Source organism: Actinoplanes aureus (assembly GCF_015704865.1).
GTDB lineage: Bacteria > Actinomycetota > Actinomycetes > Mycobacteriales > Micromonosporaceae > Actinoplanes > Actinoplanes aureus.
Map to the genome: position 1 here is coordinate 25,016 of NZ_JADQTO010000005.1, position 17,555 is coordinate 42,570.

General features: G+C 71.1%; 18 protein-coding genes. 4 read left to right on the forward strand and 14 right to left on the reverse strand.

The window, feature by feature from the left end; all coding sequences use genetic code 11:
• Positions 1-152: 152 nt before the first annotated feature.
• From I4J89_RS11610 to I4J89_RS11620, 3 genes are all read right to left on the reverse strand, one after another.
• Positions 153-839: a hypothetical protein gene (locus tag I4J89_RS11610; protein ID WP_196413925.1), complete on the reverse strand. Its 687-nt coding sequence runs from the start codon at positions 837-839 to the stop codon at positions 153-155.
• A 133-nt stretch (positions 840-972) separates the two neighbouring features.
• Positions 973-1,398 (reverse strand): Hsp20/alpha crystallin family protein, encoded by a 426-nt coding sequence (locus I4J89_RS11615; RefSeq protein ID WP_196413926.1) that lies wholly within the window; start codon positions 1,396-1,398, stop codon positions 973-975.
• Positions 1,399-1,486: 88 nt separating this feature from the next.
• Entirely contained in the window at positions 1,487-1,825 is a 339-nt protein-coding gene (locus I4J89_RS11620; protein WP_196413927.1) for an MmcQ/YjbR family DNA-binding protein, read from the reverse strand.
• 77 nt (positions 1,826-1,902) lie between these two features.
• On the opposite strand from I4J89_RS11620, the gene I4J89_RS11625 reads away from it, so the two are divergent.
• Positions 1,903-2,886: a sulfotransferase family protein gene (locus I4J89_RS11625; protein ID WP_196413928.1), complete on the forward strand. Its 984-nt coding sequence runs from the start codon at positions 1,903-1,905 to the stop codon at positions 2,884-2,886.
• A 19-nt stretch (positions 2,887-2,905) separates the two neighbouring features.
• Here the strand turns inward: I4J89_RS11625 and I4J89_RS11630 are convergent, their stop codons facing one another.
• The 7 genes from I4J89_RS11630 to I4J89_RS11660 all read right to left on the reverse strand — a co-directional run bounded on the left by I4J89_RS11630 (position 2,906) and on the right by I4J89_RS11660 (position 9,527).
• Positions 2,906-3,535 carry an SRPBCC family protein gene (locus tag I4J89_RS11630; protein WP_196413929.1) on the reverse strand — a complete coding sequence of 210 codons (630 nt, stop codon included), beginning with the start codon at positions 3,533-3,535 and terminating at the stop codon, positions 2,906-2,908.
• Positions 3,528-3,893, reverse strand: coding sequence for an ArsR/SmtB family transcription factor (locus I4J89_RS11635; RefSeq protein WP_196413930.1), 366 nt, complete (start codon positions 3,891-3,893; stop codon positions 3,528-3,530). The genes I4J89_RS11630 and I4J89_RS11635 overlap by 8 nt, the downstream gene beginning before the upstream one ends.
• Positions 3,894-4,043: 150 nt before the next feature.
• The gene (locus I4J89_RS11640) at positions 4,044-5,483 is read right to left on the reverse strand and encodes a cellulase family glycosylhydrolase (protein ID WP_196413931.1); all 1,440 of its coding nucleotides are present in this window, start codon (positions 5,481-5,483) and stop codon (positions 4,044-4,046) included.
• A 235-nt stretch (positions 5,484-5,718) separates the two neighbouring features.
• On the reverse strand, positions 5,719-6,738 hold the full coding sequence (locus tag I4J89_RS11645) for an ABC transporter ATP-binding protein (protein ID WP_196413932.1): 1,020 nt from the start codon (positions 6,736-6,738) through the stop codon (positions 5,719-5,721).
• Positions 6,735-7,529 (reverse strand): ABC transporter permease, encoded by a 795-nt coding sequence (locus I4J89_RS11650; protein WP_196413933.1) that lies wholly within the window; start codon positions 7,527-7,529, stop codon positions 6,735-6,737. Before I4J89_RS11650 ends, I4J89_RS11645 begins: the two co-directional genes overlap by 4 nt.
• Complete coding sequence (locus I4J89_RS11655; RefSeq protein WP_230858809.1) at positions 7,517-8,413, reverse strand: ABC transporter permease; 897 nt, start codon at positions 8,411-8,413, stop codon at positions 7,517-7,519. Before I4J89_RS11655 ends, I4J89_RS11650 begins: the two co-directional genes overlap by 13 nt.
• Complete coding sequence (locus tag I4J89_RS11660; RefSeq protein ID WP_309238268.1) at positions 8,406-9,527, reverse strand: ABC transporter substrate-binding protein; 1,122 nt, start codon at positions 9,525-9,527, stop codon at positions 8,406-8,408. The genes I4J89_RS11655 and I4J89_RS11660 overlap by 8 nt, the downstream gene beginning before the upstream one ends.
• 347 nt (positions 9,528-9,874) lie before the next feature.
• On the opposite strand from I4J89_RS11660, the gene I4J89_RS11665 reads away from it, so the two are divergent.
• On the forward strand, positions 9,875-10,261 hold the full coding sequence (locus tag I4J89_RS11665) for a hypothetical protein (RefSeq protein ID WP_196413934.1): 387 nt from the start codon (positions 9,875-9,877) through the stop codon (positions 10,259-10,261).
• Here the strand turns inward: I4J89_RS11665 and I4J89_RS11670 are convergent.
• Positions 10,221-10,865, reverse strand: a complete 645-nt coding sequence (locus I4J89_RS11670) for a LysE family translocator (RefSeq protein WP_196413935.1) — start codon at positions 10,863-10,865, stop codon at positions 10,221-10,223. The genes I4J89_RS11665 and I4J89_RS11670 overlap by 41 nt on opposite strands.
• A gap of 86 nt (positions 10,866-10,951) precedes the next feature.
• Between I4J89_RS11670 and I4J89_RS11675 the strand changes: the two genes are divergently transcribed.
• On the forward strand, positions 10,952-11,488 hold the full coding sequence (locus I4J89_RS11675; protein ID WP_196413936.1) for a GNAT family N-acetyltransferase: 537 nt from the start codon (positions 10,952-10,954) through the stop codon (positions 11,486-11,488).
• A gap of 22 nt (positions 11,489-11,510) precedes the next feature.
• Here I4J89_RS11675 and I4J89_RS11680 read toward each other — a convergent pair whose 3' ends face one another.
• Both I4J89_RS11680 and I4J89_RS11685 read right to left on the reverse strand, forming a co-directional pair.
• The gene (locus tag I4J89_RS11680; RefSeq protein WP_196413937.1) at positions 11,511-12,077 is read right to left on the reverse strand and encodes a hypothetical protein; all 567 of its coding nucleotides are present in this window, start codon (positions 12,075-12,077) and stop codon (positions 11,511-11,513) included.
• 139 nt (positions 12,078-12,216) lie between these two features.
• A complete protein-coding gene (locus I4J89_RS11685) occupies positions 12,217-13,725 on the reverse strand; it encodes a M28 family metallopeptidase (protein ID WP_230858810.1) in 1,509 nt (502 codons plus the stop codon).
• 143 nt (positions 13,726-13,868) lie between these two features.
• On the opposite strand from I4J89_RS11685, the gene I4J89_RS11690 reads away from it, so the two are divergent.
• Positions 13,869-15,326: an ATP-binding protein gene (locus I4J89_RS11690; protein ID WP_196413939.1), complete on the forward strand. Its 1,458-nt coding sequence runs from the start codon at positions 13,869-13,871 to the stop codon at positions 15,324-15,326.
• On the opposite strand, the gene I4J89_RS11695 is transcribed toward I4J89_RS11690, so the two are convergent.
• Positions 15,283-17,469 carry a putative bifunctional diguanylate cyclase/phosphodiesterase gene (locus I4J89_RS11695; protein WP_309238269.1) on the reverse strand — a complete coding sequence of 729 codons (2,187 nt, stop codon included), beginning with the start codon at positions 17,467-17,469 and terminating at the stop codon, positions 15,283-15,285. The two genes, I4J89_RS11690 and I4J89_RS11695, sit on opposite strands and share 44 nt — an antisense overlap.
• Positions 17,470-17,555 lie beyond the last annotated feature (86 nt).

The following is a 17,555-nucleotide window of genomic DNA, read 5'->3' on the forward strand; positions in this document are numbered from 1 at the left end:
CGTCCCCCGAGCCGGGCAGCTTGCCCCCCGCGACCCGGGCGGTGCGCCGACCGGCGGCGGCGACCGTGGTCGCCGCCGCGCGGTTGTTGCTGGTCGCTGGCACGCGGCCATAATGGCAGCTCAGGCCGGGATCACCAGTCGTCTGATCGACACTAGGCCGAGCGGCGCAGCGCGAAAGCCGTTCCGGCGATGACCAGCCAGATCCCGCCGAGGTAACCGGTGAGGTACTGCTGCGGGAACACGTTGACCGCGACCATCAGCAGCGTGAAGACCGCGCTCACCCAGCCGAGCCAGCGGGGCGCCGCGCCGTGCCGCAGGGCCGCCCAGGTCACCGCGCCGGTGGTCAGCAGCAGGCCGGTCCACACCCAGGGCAGCGTGTCCAGCAGGCGCTGCAGGCTCATGGCGATGTCCGGGTCGGCCGGGTTGTAGGTGTGCAGTACCTGGAAGTACACCTCGGTCACCGGGCCCGATCCGACCAGGGTGAGCGCGGTGACCAGCAGGGTGCCCCAGCCGGCCAGCTCCGGCAGCAGGCTCCCGGCCGGGGACTGGGCGGCCAGCCAGCGGCGCAGCCCGGCGCCGAAGACCGCGGCGGCCAGCCCGGCGAAGACCATCAGCGGCAGGAACACCGCGATGATCAGGCCGCGGTCGTAGGTCTCGGCGTACATCAGCGCCGCGTCGGCGTACACCTCCTCGCGGTCGAACATCGCGAGGCCGGACTCGAGCACCAGGCCGACGAAACCGGCGGCGCCGGCGAGCACGCCGGCGACCGCCCAGCCGCGTCCGGGCGCGGCGACCGGCGTGGGCGCGGCGGCCACGGCGAGGTCCGGGTGGTTGGTCATGGGGACTCCTTCTTCGGTGTACGCGGGCCGTGTGCCCGACGCCGTAGAAGGTCTCCCGCCCGGTGTCCCGGTTTCCACGGACACCGGTCCCGAGATTCCGGGAACCCCGGGCCGGTGCCGTGGAAGGGTGCGGTCAGCCGGCGATCTGCTTGGGGCCGTTGCCGCTCGCGGCGATGCTGATCCGGCGCGGCTTGGCCCGGTCCGAGATCGGGATGCGCAGCGTCAGCACCCCGTTGTCGTACGCCGCCTCGAGCTTCTCGGTGTCCAGCGTGTCACCGAGGAAGAGCTGCCGGGTGAACGTGCCCATCGGCCGCTCGTTGATCACCTGCTCGACGCCCTCACGCTGGGCACGCCGGCGCTCGGCCCGCACCGAGAGCACGTTGCGCTCCACGGTCAGGTCGATGGTGTCGGGGTCGACACCGGGCAGGTCGAAGTAGACGTGGAACCAGTCACCGTCGCGCTCGGCGTCGACGTGCATGACCGCGGGCCGTCCGGCGGTGCCGAAGAAGGTTTCGGCGAGACGGTCGATGTCGCGGAACGGGTCGGTGCGCATGAGCATGGCCATCTCCTCCCTGGCTTGTTCTGCCTCCGATTTCGTATTAGCACTCTCGACAGGCGAGTGCAAGCCAGAGATGAGAATTACCAGGTCAGGGACGTTCCTTCTTGGGTAGAGCGGCCACCACGGCGTCGTACGAGACGTCGACCGCTTCAAGGATCTCCTCGTCCGGGATGGCGCCGTTCAGACGTAGCGAGTTCCAGCCGTAGCGCCCGATGTACGAGCTCGCCGTGGCGTCACCGGGATAGCGTTTCAGCCATTCGTCGGCCTCGTCCCGGTTCCGCCCGCACTTGACGCCGACACTCTCGCCGGTGCCGATGAACGCGAAGATCTTGCTGCCCACCTTGGCCACGACGTCGCCCTCCCACGGCTCGTCTTGCCAGGCACCGGGCTTCGCGAGACAGTGACTCAACAACTCAGGTCCGGTCATGAAACCGGAGTATGTCACCACTCAAGCGTGACAGGCCTTTTGCAAAACGGACAAACACTATTTTACGGTGTCGAACCATGTCCAGTGACCGCCCGATCTTCGTCGTCGGTTGCCCCCGCTCCGGCACGACGATGCTCCAGCTCATGCTGCACGCCCACCCCCGCATCGCGCTGCCGCCGGAGAACCGGTTCCTGCTTCCCGCGTATTCTCGCCGGTACGAGTTCGGCGACCTCGCCGAGCCGGAGCGGCGCCGCGCCCTGGCCCGGTTCATCGTGAGCACCCCGCAGTTCGGCGACCTCGGCCTCGACCCCGATACCACGGTGGAGGCGATCGTCGCGGCGCCGCCGACGCTCGGCTCCGCCCTCGGCACGGTCTTCAAGCTGTACGCGGACCGCTTCGGCAAGCCACGCTGGGGCGACAAGCGCCCGGCCTACCTGCGCAATCTCCCGGTCATCCGGCGGCTCTTCCCGGACGCTCAGATCATCAACATCATGCGGGACGGCCGGGACTGCGTGGCCTCGCTGCGCGAGACGCCCTGGGCCCCGGCCGACCTGGACACGATGATCGACTACTGGGCGCGCTCCGCCGATGCCTCGCTACGGGCCGCGCGGCGTTACCCGTCCGACGTCTACCACCAGGTCCGCTATGAGGACCTGGTGACCGACCCCGGTACGCACCTGCGGGAGATCTGCCGCTTCCTGGGCGAGGAGTTCGACACCGCGATGGCGCGCCCGGCCGAACTCGCGCCGGTGGCCGTGCCGGAGTACAAGACCTGGCACGCCCTGACCCGCTCGGACGTGACCGACGAGCGGGTGGCGAGCTGGCGGCGGCGCCTGACGCCGGACGAGATCAGCCGCTGCGAGGCGATCTTCGGCGACCGGCTCACCCGCTTCGGCTACCAGCTCTCCACCGCGGGCCACCGCGGCCCCCGGGTCCGGGCCACCCGCACCTGGCTCGCCGTGCGCGACCGGCTCGGCCCGGCCCGGCTGCGCGCCGAGGACGTGCGCGGCCGGTTGCGCGCCCGCCGGCGGGGCCCGGCGCTGGCGGCACGCGAGGACTGACGGCCGCCGGACCGGTAGCTCAGGAACCGGTGTAGGCGGCGAACGTCGCGGCGGCCCGGGCGCGGGCCACCGCCGGGTCCTCGCCGGCCGCGATGTCGGCCTCGGCCCACCGCTCGCTGCTCAGCCGCATGAACGTCGTGCCGTCCTCGGAGGCCGTCCAGGCCGTGATCGCGTCGTTGTCCCGCGGTGCGTCCGGTGCGCTCAGGTGCATGGCGAGGCCGAGCAGGCCGGAGTCCCAGCCGACGCCCGTGGCGCCCGGGCCGAACCGGGTCCAGTGGTCGTCGACGTGCATGATGTGGCTCAGCTCGAACCGGGTCCGGCTCGGGCCCTCCTCGATCAGCCGGACCTCGATCCAGCTGACCTGACCGGCGAACTCCCACGTCGCGTCGTACGCCCGGGGACGCTCGCAGCTGGTGATGGTGCCGCCGGCGTTCCCCTCGAGCTGATACTTACCGCCCTCGCGCAGCTCGCCGGAGACCGGCAGGAACCAGCGCGCGATCCGCTCCGCGTCGGTGACCACGTCCCACAGATCGTCGAGATCCGTGTCGTACGCCTGGCTGATCGTCAGGACCCGCGCCTCTCCGGCATCGAGCACCCGGGTGCCGAGCGTCCGGCGTACGTCACTGATCTGCTCTTTCGTGTCAATCATCGCTGGCTCCTGATGTCTGGGTGGGTGCGGCGAGCCGCCGCAGGCGCTTGCCCCGGGCCACCTCGGTGGTCATCGCGGCGAGGTGCGGCGTCCAGAAGCGCCGGAACGGCGCCAGCCACTCGTCCACCTCGCGCAGCGCGGTGTCGTCGACCGCGTAGAGCCGGCGGGCGCCGTCCGGGCGGACCGTGGCGAAGCCGTTGTCGCGCAGCACCTTGAGGTGCTGGGACACGGCCGGCTGGGTGATGCCGAACTCCGCCCGGATGGTGGCGGTCACGGCGCCGGAGGTCTGCTCGCCGGTGGCGAGCAGCTCCAGGATCCGGCGCCGGACCGGATCACCGAGGACGTCGAACGCGTGCACGGGCTCACCTTATCAGGAACAGCTTATATAAGTGCAAGGCTAAACAAGGAGCGCCGGGCCCGCCCGAAGGCGAGCCCGGCGCCGGTGGCGACCCGGATCGTGGGTACGGGCCGCCGTTCGGGACCGCTCTGGCGGGAGCGACCCCGAACGTCAGGCGGTGGGGAAGTTGTCCGCCGTGCGGATCCGCGACCGCATCAGGTTGCCGGACTCGGTCAGCACACCGGTGCCCGCGTAGGTGCTGCCGCTGCAGGTGCCCGGCTTGAGCGCTCCGCTGCCCTCACCCGCGTCGGAGAACGTCCAGTTCGCGTAGCCGATCTTCAGGCGGTCCAGCAGATCGAGCCAGGCGTTCGAGCTGGCCGTGTCGACCGCGCCGTCACCGGTGTAGGTCACCGTGCCGAACTCGGTCACGAACAGCGGCAGCGAGGCGGCCGCCCGCTCCACCTCGGCGCGGTAGTTGTCCTTGTGCGACGCCGCGTAGAAGTGGAACGTGTACATGATGTTGGAGGCGTTCACCGGGTTGCTGATGATCTCCGCCGAGGTCGAGCCCTCGGAGACGCCCAGCGACGACCAGCCGCGGGTGCCGACGATCACGACGGCGTCCGGGTCGTTCGCCCGGATCACCGGGATGACCTGCTCGGCGTAGTTCTTGATCTGCGCCCAGCTCACGCCGTTCGGCTCGTTGGCGATCTCGTAGATGACGTTCTTCTTGGCGGCGTTGCGGGCCGACACCTGGGCGAAGAAGGTCTTGGCCCGCTCCAGGTTGAACGCCGGGTCGCCCGGGTTCAGGATGTGGAAGTCGATCATCGCGTACATGCCGCGCGCCTCGGCCAGGTCGACCAGGTTGTTGACCTGCGAGGTGAAGCCGCCCGGGTTGGTCTCGTAGCCGCCTTCCTGGACGTACATCGCGATCCGGAAGAGGTCGGCGTTCCAGTCCTTGGCGAGGGCGTCGAGCGAGGTGCCGTTGTAGCAGTCGGCGAACCACTGCAGGCCGTGCGTGCTCATGCCGCGCAGCTGGATCGGCTTGCCGTACTGGTTGCAGAGGAAATTGCCGCAGACCCGGAGCTGCCCGTTGATCGCCACCGGCGTGCTGCCGGTGGGCGAAGACGGCGAGACCGACGCCGACGGCGAGACCGAGGGCGAGACCGACGGTGACGGCGGGACGTGCGGCGACCGGGTCGGCGAACTCGTCGGCGTCACCGTGCCGGTGCACGCCTTGCCGTTCACCAGGCAGCTCGTCGGCCGCCCGGTGCCGTTCGCGATGAAGCCGAAGCTGGCCGCGGAGTTCCCCGGAATCGTCGCGTTCCAGCCGGCCGGCGTGAACGTGTAGGTGCTCCCGGACACGCTCATCGTCGTGTTCCACGCCTGGCCGACGGTCGTACCGGCCGGCATGACCAGCTCGACCCGCCAGGTGCTGAGCGCCGTCGACGACTCGTTGCTGACCGTCACCTGAGCCTGGTATCCGCTGCTCCACGAGTTCGCGACGGTCACCGTCGCGGTCTCCGCGTTGGCCGGCAGCGCGACGAAGGCCGCGAACGAGGTGGCGGCCACGGCGAGGGCCGCGGCTAGGATGGTCTTCGCTCTGCGTTTCATGATCACCTCAGGGGGATGGGCGCGGAGCGCCGGGTGGGGCGGCGCCGGGGTAATCCGCGCTGGGAGCGCTCCCAGTTGGGCACCGACTCTAACCCGCGGATAGAAACCTGTAAAACGCAGAGGTACGCGTGACCGGCCGTCCCGCCGGACCGTGACCGTCCCGCCACGCCCGCGCGAGCCGCCAGCGCCGTCCCGGCCCCAAGCGCGCCCGCCGGGAAAACGCGGGCCGGGACGCTCAATCCAGCGCGACCGGCACCGGATGCAGGGTGACCCGGACCGGGGTGCCGGGCGTCAGATCGGGAAGCCGCCCGCTGGGCACCTGCGCGACCACCAGCTGTTCCCCGACGGTGACCGTGACCCGGCTGGTCGGGCCGAGGAAGCTGCTGGTCAGCACCCGGGCCGAACCGGTCTCGTCGGGCGTCACGTCGACCGACTCGGGACGTACCAGTGCGGTCGCCGCTCCGCCGGCGTGCGCGGTCACCAGCGGCAGCCGGGTGCCGAGCACGTCGATCGTGTCACCGTCCACAGTGCCGGGCAGCCGGTTGCTGAGCCCCACGAAGTCGGCCACGAACGCGGTCGCCGGCCGCAGGTACACCTCGGCCGGCGCGGCCAGCTGCTCCAACCGGCCGGCCCGCATCACACCGACCCGGTCCGCGACCGCGAGAGCCTCCTCCTGGTCGTGCGTGACGAACAGCGTCGTCGTTCCGACCGACGTCTGAATCCGGCGGATCTCGTCGCGCAGCTGCACCCGTACCTTGGCGTCCAGCGCGGACAGCGGCTCGTCCAGCAGCAGCACCCGCGGTTCGATGGCGAGCGCGCGGGCCAGCGCGACGCGCTGCTGCTGCCCGCCGGAGAGCTGGTGCGGGAACCGGCCGGCGAAGCCGGCCAGGCCGACCAGATCGAGCATGTCGCGGGCCCGCCGGGAGGCGTCGCGGCGGCCGCGCAGGCGCAGGCCGAACTCGACGTTGCGCTGGGCGTCCAGATGCGGGAAGAGGCTGTACGCCTGGAACACCATCCCCATGTTCCGCCGGTTGGCCGGCAGTCCGGTCACGTCCGTCCCGCCCACCAGGACCCGGCCGGCGTCCGCGTCGTCGAGCCCGGCGAGGATCCGCAGGGCGGTGGTCTTGCCGCAGCCGGACGGCCCGAGCAGGGCGATCAGCTCGCCCGGCTCGATCGACAGGTCCAGGTCGTCGAGGGCGTGCGTCTGGCCGAACGTGCGGCGCAGCCCGTCGAGGTGAACACCTACACCGGTCATCGGGACTCCCTCGCAGAGCGGTTGCCGAACAGGGAAAGCAGCAGAAGCAGGGCGAACGCCAGCAGCAGGGCGGCGAGCGAGACGGCCACCGACATGGTGGCGCTGCTCTTGCCCAGGTAGTCGATGGCGACCTGAAGGTTGGTGCGGTGCAGCAGCGACGCGATGGTGAACTCGCCGAGCACCAGGGCAACGGTGAGGAAGGCCGCGGAGAGCACCGCCGAGCGGATGTTCGGCAGGACCACCCGCCAGATCACCGTGGTCCAGCTCGCGCCGAGGCTGCGGGCCGCCTCGGCCAGGGTCCGCACGTCGATCGAGGAGAGCCCGGCGTCGATCGCCCGGTAGGCGTAGGGCAGGACCAGGATCGTGTACGCGAACACGAGCGTCAGAGACGAGCCGCCGAGGAAGTAGTTGACCCAGGCGTACACCGGGGCCAGCCCGACCACCAGCACGATCGCCGGGATGGTGAGCGGGAGCAGGCAGAGGAACTCGACGATCCGGCGCAGCCGGGGCAGGCGCAGGCGTACCCAGATCGCGGTCGGCACCAGCAGCACCAGCATGAGCAGCGAGGTGAGCGCCGCCTGGCCGAGCGAGGCGACGATACCGGCCGCGAGGTCGGGGTAGGTCTCGCTGAGCCGTGGCCAGTCGGCCAGCAGCGGCCACGTCTGGCTGTCCCGCGTGCTGAACTCGATCATCGCGATCAGCGGGAACACGAAGAACGTCCCGAGCACCACCAGCACGGCCCAGCGGAAGGCCCGTTGCCGGCGGGCCCGGCGTACGACTAACCCAGCCATCGGGCGGTCCTCTTCTGCAACAGCGAGTAGAGCGTCATCACGACGGCGACCACGATCACCATGCCCAGCGCCATGGCCTTGCCGAGGTTGGCTTGGCCGAGCACCACCTCGCTGGTCAGGGCACCGCGGATCTGCAGCGGCACGATCGGGCTGCCCTGGCTGACCAGGGCGGCTGCGGTGGCGTACGCGGAGAACGCGTTGGCGAACAGCAGCAGCGTCGCGCCGAGGAACGCCGGTGCGAGCAGTGGCCCGGCCACCCGGGTCCAGTACTGCCAGGTCGTCCCGCCCAGGCTCTCGGTCGCCTCGCGCCACTGTGGCCGGATCCCGTCCAGCGCGGGCAGGAACACGATCACCATGAGCGGGATCTGGAAGTACGTGTAGACGAGTGTCAGGCCGGGGAGTTCGAAGAGCCAGACGCCGTTCGCGTACGGATCGAAGCCGTGCTCGGTCAGCCAGAGGGTCAGGAAACCGGAGAGGCCGATCGTCGCCAGGAACGCGAAGGCGAGCGTCACCCCGCCGAACTGGGCGAGCACCCCGCACGCCGCGGTGACCACACGCCGCAGCAGGCCGCCGGTTTTCGCCGTGACCAGCGCGTACGCCAGCAATGCGCCGAAGACGGCGCCGATCAGCGCGCTGGCCGCGGAGAGCGTGATGGAGCGGCCGAAGGCCGCGACGATGTACTCGTCGCCCAGGGACCGGACGTTGGCCAGGGTGAACCCGCCGGCGTCGGCGGCGAACGCCCCGATCACCACGACCAGCGTCGGGATGACCAGGAAGATCGTCACGTAGGCGAAGAACGGCACCGTCCCGAGCAGTGCCGAGGCACCCCGCAGGCGTGGCCGCCGGGCCACGCGCTGCGGGGCGGCCGTGGCGATCTCAGCCAACGGCCTTGGCCCAGTTCGCGGCGAGGTACTCCTTCGCCTTGGTGTTCTGCGCCTCGGTCGGGATGACCGGCGTGCCCTCCACCTTCGGCAGCGCGCCGAACGCGGTCGCGTCGATCGTGCCGGCCTTCTGCATGGCGTCGGCCCGGACCGGTCGGGCGCCGCCCTTGAGCCACAGGTTCTGGCCCTCGTCGGAGTAGAGGAACTCCTGCCACAGCCGCGCGGCGGCCGGGTGCGGGGCGTCCTTGTTGATCGCCTGCACGTAGTAGGAGCCGAGCACCGCGTTCGACGGGACGAACGTCTTCCAGGTGGTCACCTTGGTGGCGCCGGCGGTGTTCAGATAGTCCCAGTCGAAGACGACCGGGGTCTGTCCGGACGCGATGGTGGCCGGGGTCGGGTCGACCGGCAGGAAGTTGCCGGCCTTCTTGAGCTGGCCGAAGAAGTCGACACCGGGCTTGACGTCCTCGGGCGAGCCGCCCTTGGCGACCGACACCATCTGCACACCGCCGAAGGCCGCGCCGGCCTGGGTCGGGTCGCCGTTGAGCGCGACCTTGCCCTTGTATTCCGGCTTCAGCAGGTCGTCCACGCTGGTCGGCGCCGGCACCTTGGAGCTGTCGTAGCCGATCGACATGTAGCCGCCGTAGTCGTTGACCCAGGCGCCGTCCGCGTTCTTCAGCCCGGCCGGGATCTCGTCGAACGTCGCCACCTTGTAGGGCGCGAACATCGCGACGTTGGCGGTCGCCACGGCGCCGCCCAGGTCGAACACGTCGGGTGCGGTGTCCTGGCCCTTGAGCTGGGTCGCCGCGTTGATCTCGTCCTGGCTGGAGCCGTCCGGCTGGGCCGAGTTGACCTTGAGGCCGTACTTGGCGCCGAAGGCCTTGATGATCTCGCCGTAGTTCGCCCAGTTCGGCGGCAGGGCGATGACGTTGAGCTGGCCCTCCTTCTTCGCCTCGGCGATCAGGGCGTCCAGGCCACCCAGGTCGGCCGCGCTGGTGGCGGTGGCCGCGCTGCTCGAGGCCGACTCCGACTCCTTCTCCGGCGGGGAGCAGGCGGCGGTGCCGAGGACCATGGTCGCGGCCGCCAGGGTGGCGGCGGCCGAACGGGACAGGGTGCGCACTGTTTGTTCCTCCTTCTGCGGCACCGCAATCGCGGTGCGCGCTGGTGGATCATGAAAGTGCTTGATGGAGGAGAGGCATACGGCAGGGAACCAGCCGACGACATTTTCTCTCCGCACTTTCGCATGCGCGGTGAGTGATCGAAAGTGATCGTTGGTAACGACGAGAAGGGCCCCGCCGTCGTCCCCTTGGCGGAGGGGAGCGATGGCGGGACCCTTCGACGCCGGCCGGTTTGCTGGGGACAAGACCGCCGGCGTTGCGTGTTCCTCTGTTAAGAGTGTCGGACCGGGTGGCTTCAGTTGCTCAATGTGACTCAGATCTCAGTCTCGACTGATATCAGCGTCCGCCGATGATCGTGGCAGACTCCACGATCGTGGAACCCCGCCCAGCTGTCCCGGCCCGGATCGCGGCGGCGCTCAGCGCGGGCGCGATCGCGGTCCACCTGGCCCTGGCCGGCGGCCACTCCGGGCACGCGCCGGCGGTCCTCGCCGGGCTCGCCGTGCTCGCCCTGGTCTGCGTGCCGTGCGGGATGAAGCTGTGGCGCCGGCCGGGCGACCGGGCCGCCTGGGTGAGCCTGCTGGCGCTCAGCGGGATCATGACGGTGCTCCACCTGGGACTGCGCCCTCAGGGCCTGATGCTGGTGGCGGTGCTGGCGGTCCCGGTCGGGCAGGTGGTTCTGGGGGCGGTGGTGGCTCTCAGACGGCCACGGGGCGCGCCCGATCGGTCGCCAGTTTGACCGCGATCACCCCGAGCATCGTGCCCATCAGGTAACGCTGCACCCGCAGCCAGCCGGGCCGCCGGGCCAGGAACACGGCGATGGTCCCGGCCGCGAGCACGATCGCCAGGTTCGCCGCCATGCTGACCAGCAGCTGCACCCCGCCCAGCAGGAAGCCCTGCGCCATCACGTGCCCGGCCGCCGGCTCGACGAACTGCGGGATCAGCGACAGGTACATCACTGCCGCCTTGGGGTTGAGCAGGTTGGTCACCAGGCCCATCGTGAACAGCCGGCCCGCCGAGTCGGCCTCCAGGGGCTGCGGCTCGAAGATCGAGGCGCCGCCCGGGCGCAGCGTCTTGAACGCCAGCCACGCCAGGTAGCCGGCGCCGGCCAGCTTGATCGCCGTGTAGAGCTCGGGCACCGCGACGAACAGGACGGAGAGCCCCAGGTTGGTGGCGGTGAGGTAGACGAGGAAGCCGAGCGCCACCCCGGCGAGCGAGACGATCCCGGCGCGCGGGCCCTGGGTGATGCTGCGCGAGACCAGGTACATCATGTTCGGCCCGGGGGTGAGGACCATGCCCAGGGCGACGGCGGAGACGGCGAGAATCGACGAGAGGGTGACCACCTCGCCACCCTCTCCCGGGTGCGGCACCCGCCGCGAGGACCAATCCCGAAGGAGTGGCTTCCGGGTGGGACGGGCAGAATGTCCGCATGCGCGACAGTGCAGAGTGGACAGACATCCGCCCGGGCCGGCAGGCCGACGTCCCCGCCGTGCTGGCGTTGCTGGACAGCGCCGTGCGGTGGCTGACCGCACGTGGCCGGCCTGGTCAGTGGGGCACCGAGCCGCTGTCCGGCAACCCGCGCCTGACCGCTCTGGTGGCCCGGATCGCCGCCGACGGCGGCCTGCACGTCGCGGTGCGTGGCGAGCGGGTGGTGGGCGCGCTGGGCTTCGGCGACCCACCGGCGTACGTGGCCCGCGCGGCCGAACCCGAGCTGTACATCGTGCTGCTCGTGACCGATCGCGACCACAACGGGCAGGGCATCGGCGCCCGGCTGCTCGAGCATGCCCGGACGGTCGCCGCGCAGGCCGGTGCCGGCTTGCTCCGGGTGGACTGTTACGCGGGCGACGACCAGGCGCTCGTCCGGTACTACGAGGGTCAGGGGTTCACCCGTACCCAGCGGTTCACCATGGCGCAGCCGGCCGATCCGTGGCCGGGCCAGGTGCTGGAGCAGCGACTGCCCTCGTGACGCCGCGGTGTGCCGGCGGGTGTCAGTGCCGCCGCTCGGCCCGGCGCCGGCCGCGCTTGGTGTTCTTCGGCGCGGGCACGTCGGCGACCAGCCGCTCCGGCCAGGTGACCCGGACCGCGCCCTGCGCGTCCCACTCCTCGGCCAGGTCGAGCAGGTCCCGCACCGCCTCGTTGACCTGCTCGTCGGTCCACGGGAACGCGCCGGAGTCGAGCACCGCCCAGGCGTCGCGCGCGAGGACCGGCACCTTGGTGGTGTCGCCCTCCTCGACCGCGCGGTGCACCACGTCGGCGATCAGTTCGGCCAGCCCGAGGGTGCGTTTGTTGGCATCCAGCAGGCGCTTGCTGCGGTCCGCGGCGTCGTAGCGTGGCTTACCGCTGAGCAGCCGCATGTTCGGGAACACACCGCCGGCCGCGATCGATCCGAAGACCCCGCCGGACATCCCCAGGCACCGCTCGGTGGCGAAGCAGGCGAGCTCGTGCGGAACCCGGTGCGCCCGGTCGGTGCCGGGTATCTGGAGCACCACCCCGTCGTCCCGGTGCACTGTCGCCACCGGCTCGCCGATGGTGCTGTGAGCGAACAAGATTTGCATCCGGTAATAGTGCCATCACTGACCGCGACAAGTCATCGACCGGAGAAGATCGACTCTGCGGGGCGGTGCCGCTGGCCAGCGCGTCTGTCCACTGAGGGGGGTCATCCGGGGGCGCCGGAGAGGCGCCCCCGGATATCGATCAACGAGCCTCGTGCCCGCCCTGAGCGGCGAGCTTGGCCGCGGCCACGGTGGGTGCCGGGGCCGGGAACGAGTCCTTGGTACGGGCCAGCGTGTACACCCCGTGCGCCGCGGCGTCGCCGAGCTCACTCAGCGCCCGCTTGTTCAGGTTGGTGATGTCGTCGCAGGCCAGGTGGTAACACGGGTCGTACGGCTGACCGGCGGTGCCGCCGTACTCGGTCGCCTGCTCGGCGGTCTTGACGCCCTCGGCACCGCTGAACAGGCCGCCGGCCGGGATCCCGACCGCGATGAACGGCCCGTAGTCGGAGCGGCCGTTGAACGGGCTCGGGTCGCTGGCCAGGCTCTGAGCGGTGAAGTAGTCGGTGAACACCTTCTCGATCTCGCCGGAGCCGGCCGGTCCGGCGGTGCCGGTGTCCGATCCGTCCCCGTCGTAGACGAACCGCACGTAGTTCGGCGAGCCGACCATGTCGAAGTTCAGGTTGGCGAAGATGGTCTCCCGCTGCGCCTCGCTGAGCTGGGCCACGTAGTGCTCCGAGCCGAGCAGGCCGGACTCCTCGGCACCCCAGAACGCGAACCGCAGCTGCTGCCGCGGCTTGATCTTCAGCTTCGCGATCTGCTCGGCGATCTCCAGGATGGTGGCCGAGCCGCTGCCGTTGTCGTTGATGCCCGGACCGACCGAGACCGAGTCGAGGTGGGCGCCGACCACGAGCACCCGGTCCGGGTCGCCGCCCCGGCTGTCCGCGATGATGTTGCTGGTCGAGGCGCCCGCCCGGTTCTCGGTGCTGGTACGCACCCGGACCGTCACCGCACCGGCGTCGGCGGCCGCGTCGAGCGCGCTGCCGTCGGCGAAGCTCAGGCCGACCACCGGGACTGTGACCGGACCGCCCAGGGTGCCGGTGAGCAGCTCCTGGCGGCCCGGCTGGCCCTCGTTGAAGATGATCACCGCGTCGTAGCCGGCGGCCTGCGCGTTCTGCGCCTTCACCGCGAAGTCGCAGCCGCCGCGCTGGACCAGCGCGACCTGGGGTTCGGTCGCCGAGGCCGGGGTGAAGTCGGCGGGCGCGCAGCCGGCGGCCGAGCTCGGCTCCGCGGTGGGAGGGAGCACGTTGTTCAGCGCCGGGACGACCCGCCCGGTCACGTCACCGGTGCCGGAGTAGTCGAAGGTGTGGGTCTCGTACACCACGCTGGCCGGGGAGACCTGGGACAGCTGGGCGGGCGCGAGCTCCCGGTAGAACGGGAAGGTGAACTTCTGCTCGGTGACCCGGTAGCCCGCCTTGCGGAGCACGCTCGTGACGTAGGCGGCGCTCGCGTCGTACCCGGGCAGGCCGGAGGCCCGGGTGCCGCCGTTCCGGTCGGCGATCTTCTGGAACGCGCGCAGGTGCTCGGTCACGCCGGTCACGGTCACCGCCTCGCGGAGCCGCTTGCTGCTGTCGCCGTACCCGCCCGCGTCCGCCGGTTGTGCGGCGAGCGTGACGAGCAGGGTCGCGATGACGGGGATGGCCAGTTTGCGCAACGGATCTCCTCTGTATGACGACTGTGGCATCGAGGGTGGTCAGCGGGGTGAGATTAACCGACCTGGATCAAGGCCGAAAGCGGAGCGGTGCCGCCGTGTCACTCTTGGTATGTCCTCAACTGGCAGTAGGGGCGGAGGAGAGCATGTCCGAGGCGAGCTTCGCACGGCCGCGCAGCGAGATCTTCGAGTACGCCGGAGCAACCATCGAAATGGTGGACGTGACCACGCTGCTCGCGGCGGCGCGGGTCAACCCGGTCGAGTTGCTGCGCCGCGCGACCTGGCCGGCACCGGTGCAGCGGGTGGACCTGACGGTCTCCGGCGCGGACGACCCGGCCGGCCCGGTGCACGTCTTCACCGCCCTGATCAGCGCCCGGGCCGAGCCGATGTCCACCGAGCGGATCCGCAAGCTGGTGCTCGGGCAGGACCCGCTCGGCGTGCTGCTGGCGAAGCGGATCGCGGCGGGGGACCCGGTGGCCACCCGGATCGTGGACGGTGTCGGCACGGCCGCCGCGGCGGCGTACCGGAAACTGGGTCTTGATCGGCCGGCCGGCCCGGCGGCCGGGCGCGAACCCGGTGTGCTCGCCGACGCCGCCGTGGGCCTGCAGGCCACCGTGACCTACGAGGAGGACGGCACCGTCGCCCGGCTGGAGGCCCGGATGCCGCGCGACGAGGTCGGCCCGGACCACCTGCGCGCCTTCATCACGCTGACCCTGCAGGCGGTGATCGAGCTGACCGAGCCGGACGCGCTGCGCGGCCGCCGCTATGTGATCAGCCGGGAGGCGCTGCCGAAGGTGCCGGTGACCACCCAGACGGTCACCCTGGACATGGTCGGCGGACTCGCCGACGTGGTCGCCGAACTGCGCCAGATCGCGATCTCGTTCCGGCATCCGGAGGCGATGGCGCGCTGGGGCGCGCGCCGGCCGCAGGGCCTGCTGATGTACGGGCCACCCGGTACCGGCAAGACGATGCTGTCCCGGGCCCTGGCCAACGAGATCGGCGCCGACTTCCGGGAGATCCGCACCCCGGAGATCCTGGACAAATGGCTCGGTGGCTCGGAGCGCAACATCAAGCAGATCTTCCGGGACGCCCGCCGCTACCGGGTGCCGACGCTGATGCTCTTCGACGAGTTCGACTCGATCGTCAGCTACGCGGGCGCCGGCGGTGACGCGGCGAGCCAGGCGCTGAACGCCGTGGCCGGCATCTTCAAGCAGGAGATGAACGATCTGATCGAGGCGAACCCGAACGTCATCGTGGTGGCGACCACGAACTTCCCGCACCGGGTGGACGAGTCACTGATCCGGTCCGGCCGGTTCGACGTCAAGATCAGCGTGCCGAAACCGGACGAGGTGAGCCGGGCGGAGATCTTCCGCAAGATGATCCGCGGCCTGATCGCGGCGCACGAGAACCCGGGCTTCCGGATGTTCGCCGACGACCTGGACCCGGCCGCCCTCGGCGTGGCCAGCACCGGGATGACCGGCGCCGACATCAAGGAGGTGCTGCGCCGGGTCCAGCTGGCCAAGGCGATGCAGGAGGCGCGTACCGGCAAGGCCGAGCCGATCACGCAGCAGGAACTGCTCGATGCCGTCCGTAACCTGCGTTAGCGGGCGCCTCGGCCGGGCGGCCGAAGTGGTAGCCCTGCGCCCGCCGGTACCCGAGCCGGTACAGCTCGGCGGCCTGTTCGGCGGTCTCCACTCCCTCGGCGACCGCGACCAGGCCGAGGCCGTGCGCCACCTGGATCAGCGAGGTCGCGATGACGGCGTGCCGGCCGGCCATGGTCACGTTGTCGACGAACGACTTGTCCACCTTGAGGATGCTCACCGGCAGCGTCTGGAGCAGGCCGAGTGACGAGTGGCCGGTGCCGAAGTCGTCCAGCGCGATGTCCACGCCGAGCGCGGTGAGGTCGTGCACCGTGCGTACCGCGGCGCCGCCGCCGAACACGGCGGTCTCGGTCACCTCGACGATCAGGTGGCCCGGGTCCATCCCGGTCTCGGCCAGCACCGCCGCGACCAGGTCGACGAAGCCGGGCTCGGCGAGCTGGCGGGCGGAGACGTTGACGCCGATCCGGTCCGGGGCCACCCCGTCGCGCAGCCACGTCATGTACTGCGCGCACGCGGTCCGCAGGATCCACTCGCCGAGTTCGACGATCAGGCCGTTCCGCTCGGCGACCGGGATGAACCGGTCCGGGCCGACGTGTCCGCGTACCGGGTGCCGCCAGCGGATCAGGCTCTCCACCGACGCGACCCGGCCGTGCGGTAGCTCCACGATCGGCTGGTAGACCAGGTGGAACTCGCCCCGGTCGAGGCCGGCCCGCATCTCCGCGCCGAGCCGGGCCTCCTCGCCGGCCTGGTCGTCGAGCTCGGGGGAGTACCGGCGACGGCGGCCGCCGGCCTTCGCCGCGTACATCGCCACGTCGGCGCGGCGCAGCACCTCGCCCGGGTCGTCGGTGTCGGTGTCGTCGGCGATGCCGATGCTGGTGCTGACCAGCACGTCGTGGCCGCCGGCCCGGACCGGCCGGTGTACCGCTGCGTGCAGTCGCGCGGCTAGATCGTCGCAGGCGGCGGCGGTGCACTCGGGCGGGAGCAGGATGGCGAACTCGTCCCCGCCCATCCGTGCCACGAGCGCCCCGGACGGTATCTCCGCGGCGAGCCGCTGGGCGATGCCGATCAGCAGCTCGTCGCCGGCGGCGTGCCCGAACCGGTCGTTGACCGCCTTGAAGCCGTCCAGGTCCAGCAACAGCACCTGCGGTGAACCGGCCGCGACGGCGTCGGCCAGCCGCCGCACGAAGCGGCGCCGGTTGGCCAGGCCGGTCAGCTCGTCGCGCATGGCCAGGTCACGCAGCCGGAGCGCCTGCACCTGAACCTGGTTGACCAGGCCCCACATCCGGGCCACCACCAGCAGGAAGAGGGCGACCGCCCCGGCGCCGATCGCGGCCCAGGCGATGCCGTCGCCGGCCGTGCCCTGCCAGATCAGCAGTGCCGGGGCGAGCAGGGTCGCCGCGGCCAGCATGGCCAGCCGGCGGGCGCCGACCCGGTGCGCGGCGATGCCGGTGTCCGGTCGCCGCCGCATCGACGGGTGCAGCGCGGCCGCGCCCCAGCAGACGTACGCCAGCAGGAAGCCGGCGTCGAAGATGCCGCCTTCCCAGTCCCCGGCGCTGGACAACACCGTGTAGAAGATGTCGCAGACCAGCATGAACGAGGCTCCGACCGCCAGCAGCCGCAGGCTCGGGGTGCGGTTCTCCGCTCGGGTCAGCATTCGCGCGACCGCGGCCGTCAGCATCACGTCGGCGACCGGGTACCCGATCGTGGCGATCCGCTCCAGCAGCGGGGTGCCCGCCTCCTGGAGCGTCGGGCCGACGACGAAGACCCAGTAGACCAGGCCGATCCCGGTGGAGATCACCGCCGCGTCGATCAGCCCGGTCCGGTCCGGGCCGCCGTTGCCGCGGCCCAGCAGGGCCAGGCCTGCGAACAGCACCGGGTACGCGCACAGGTACAACAGGTCAGCCCACGACGGGTACGGGTACTCGCCGAGCCGGTGCTCGGTCACGTCGTAGCAGATGTCACCGGAGATGAAGATCGCCAGCCCGGCCGCGAGCACCCACCAGGCGGTGCCGTGTTCCGGCCGGTTCCGGCGGATCCCGGCGACCATCGCCACGACCGCCGCCACGCCGATGGTGTTGTAGTAGAACCTCTCGGCCAGGGAGCCGTCCGGCAACAGCGAATAGGCGGTCGCGGCGGGTATCGCCACGGCCGACCAGATTGCCCAGAGAGGGAACCGCCCGATTCGCACGTGTTGCCATCGACCGCGGCGGGTCCTGGTTGAGAGCGAGCGAG

What these genes read in the sequence shown, in the direction of transcription:
- I4J89_RS11630 (WP_196413929.1), bottom strand. Translation starts at nt 3,535, where the DNA reads ATGATTGACACGAAAGAGCAGATCAGTGACGTACGCCGGACGCTCGGC.
- I4J89_RS11675 (WP_196413936.1), top strand. Translation starts at nt 10,952, where the DNA reads ATGCGCGACAGTGCAGAGTGGACAGACATCCGCCCGGGCCGGCAGGCC.
- I4J89_RS11610 (WP_196413925.1), bottom strand. Translation starts at nt 839, where the DNA reads ATGACCAACCACCCGGACCTCGCCGTGGCCGCCGCGCCCACGCCGGTC.
- I4J89_RS11615 (WP_196413926.1), bottom strand. Translation starts at nt 1,398, where the DNA reads ATGCTCATGCGCACCGACCCGTTCCGCGACATCGACCGTCTCGCCGAA.
- I4J89_RS11690 (WP_196413939.1), top strand. Translation starts at nt 13,869, where the DNA reads ATGTCCGAGGCGAGCTTCGCACGGCCGCGCAGCGAGATCTTCGAGTAC.
- I4J89_RS11665 (WP_196413934.1), top strand. Translation starts at nt 9,875, where the DNA reads ATGATCGTGGCAGACTCCACGATCGTGGAACCCCGCCCAGCTGTCCCG.
- I4J89_RS11680 (WP_196413937.1), bottom strand. Translation starts at nt 12,077, where the DNA reads ATGCAAATCTTGTTCGCTCACAGCACCATCGGCGAGCCGGTGGCGACA.
- I4J89_RS11620 (WP_196413927.1), bottom strand. Translation starts at nt 1,825, where the DNA reads ATGACCGGACCTGAGTTGTTGAGTCACTGTCTCGCGAAGCCCGGTGCC.
- I4J89_RS11650 (WP_196413933.1), bottom strand. Translation starts at nt 7,529, where the DNA reads ATGGCTGGGTTAGTCGTACGCCGGGCCCGCCGGCAACGGGCCTTCCGC.
- I4J89_RS11640 (WP_196413931.1), bottom strand. Translation starts at nt 5,483, where the DNA reads ATGAAACGCAGAGCGAAGACCATCCTAGCCGCGGCCCTCGCCGTGGCC.
- I4J89_RS11625 (WP_196413928.1), top strand. Translation starts at nt 1,903, where the DNA reads ATGTCCAGTGACCGCCCGATCTTCGTCGTCGGTTGCCCCCGCTCCGGC.
- I4J89_RS11645 (WP_196413932.1), bottom strand. Translation starts at nt 6,738, where the DNA reads ATGACCGGTGTAGGTGTTCACCTCGACGGGCTGCGCCGCACGTTCGGC.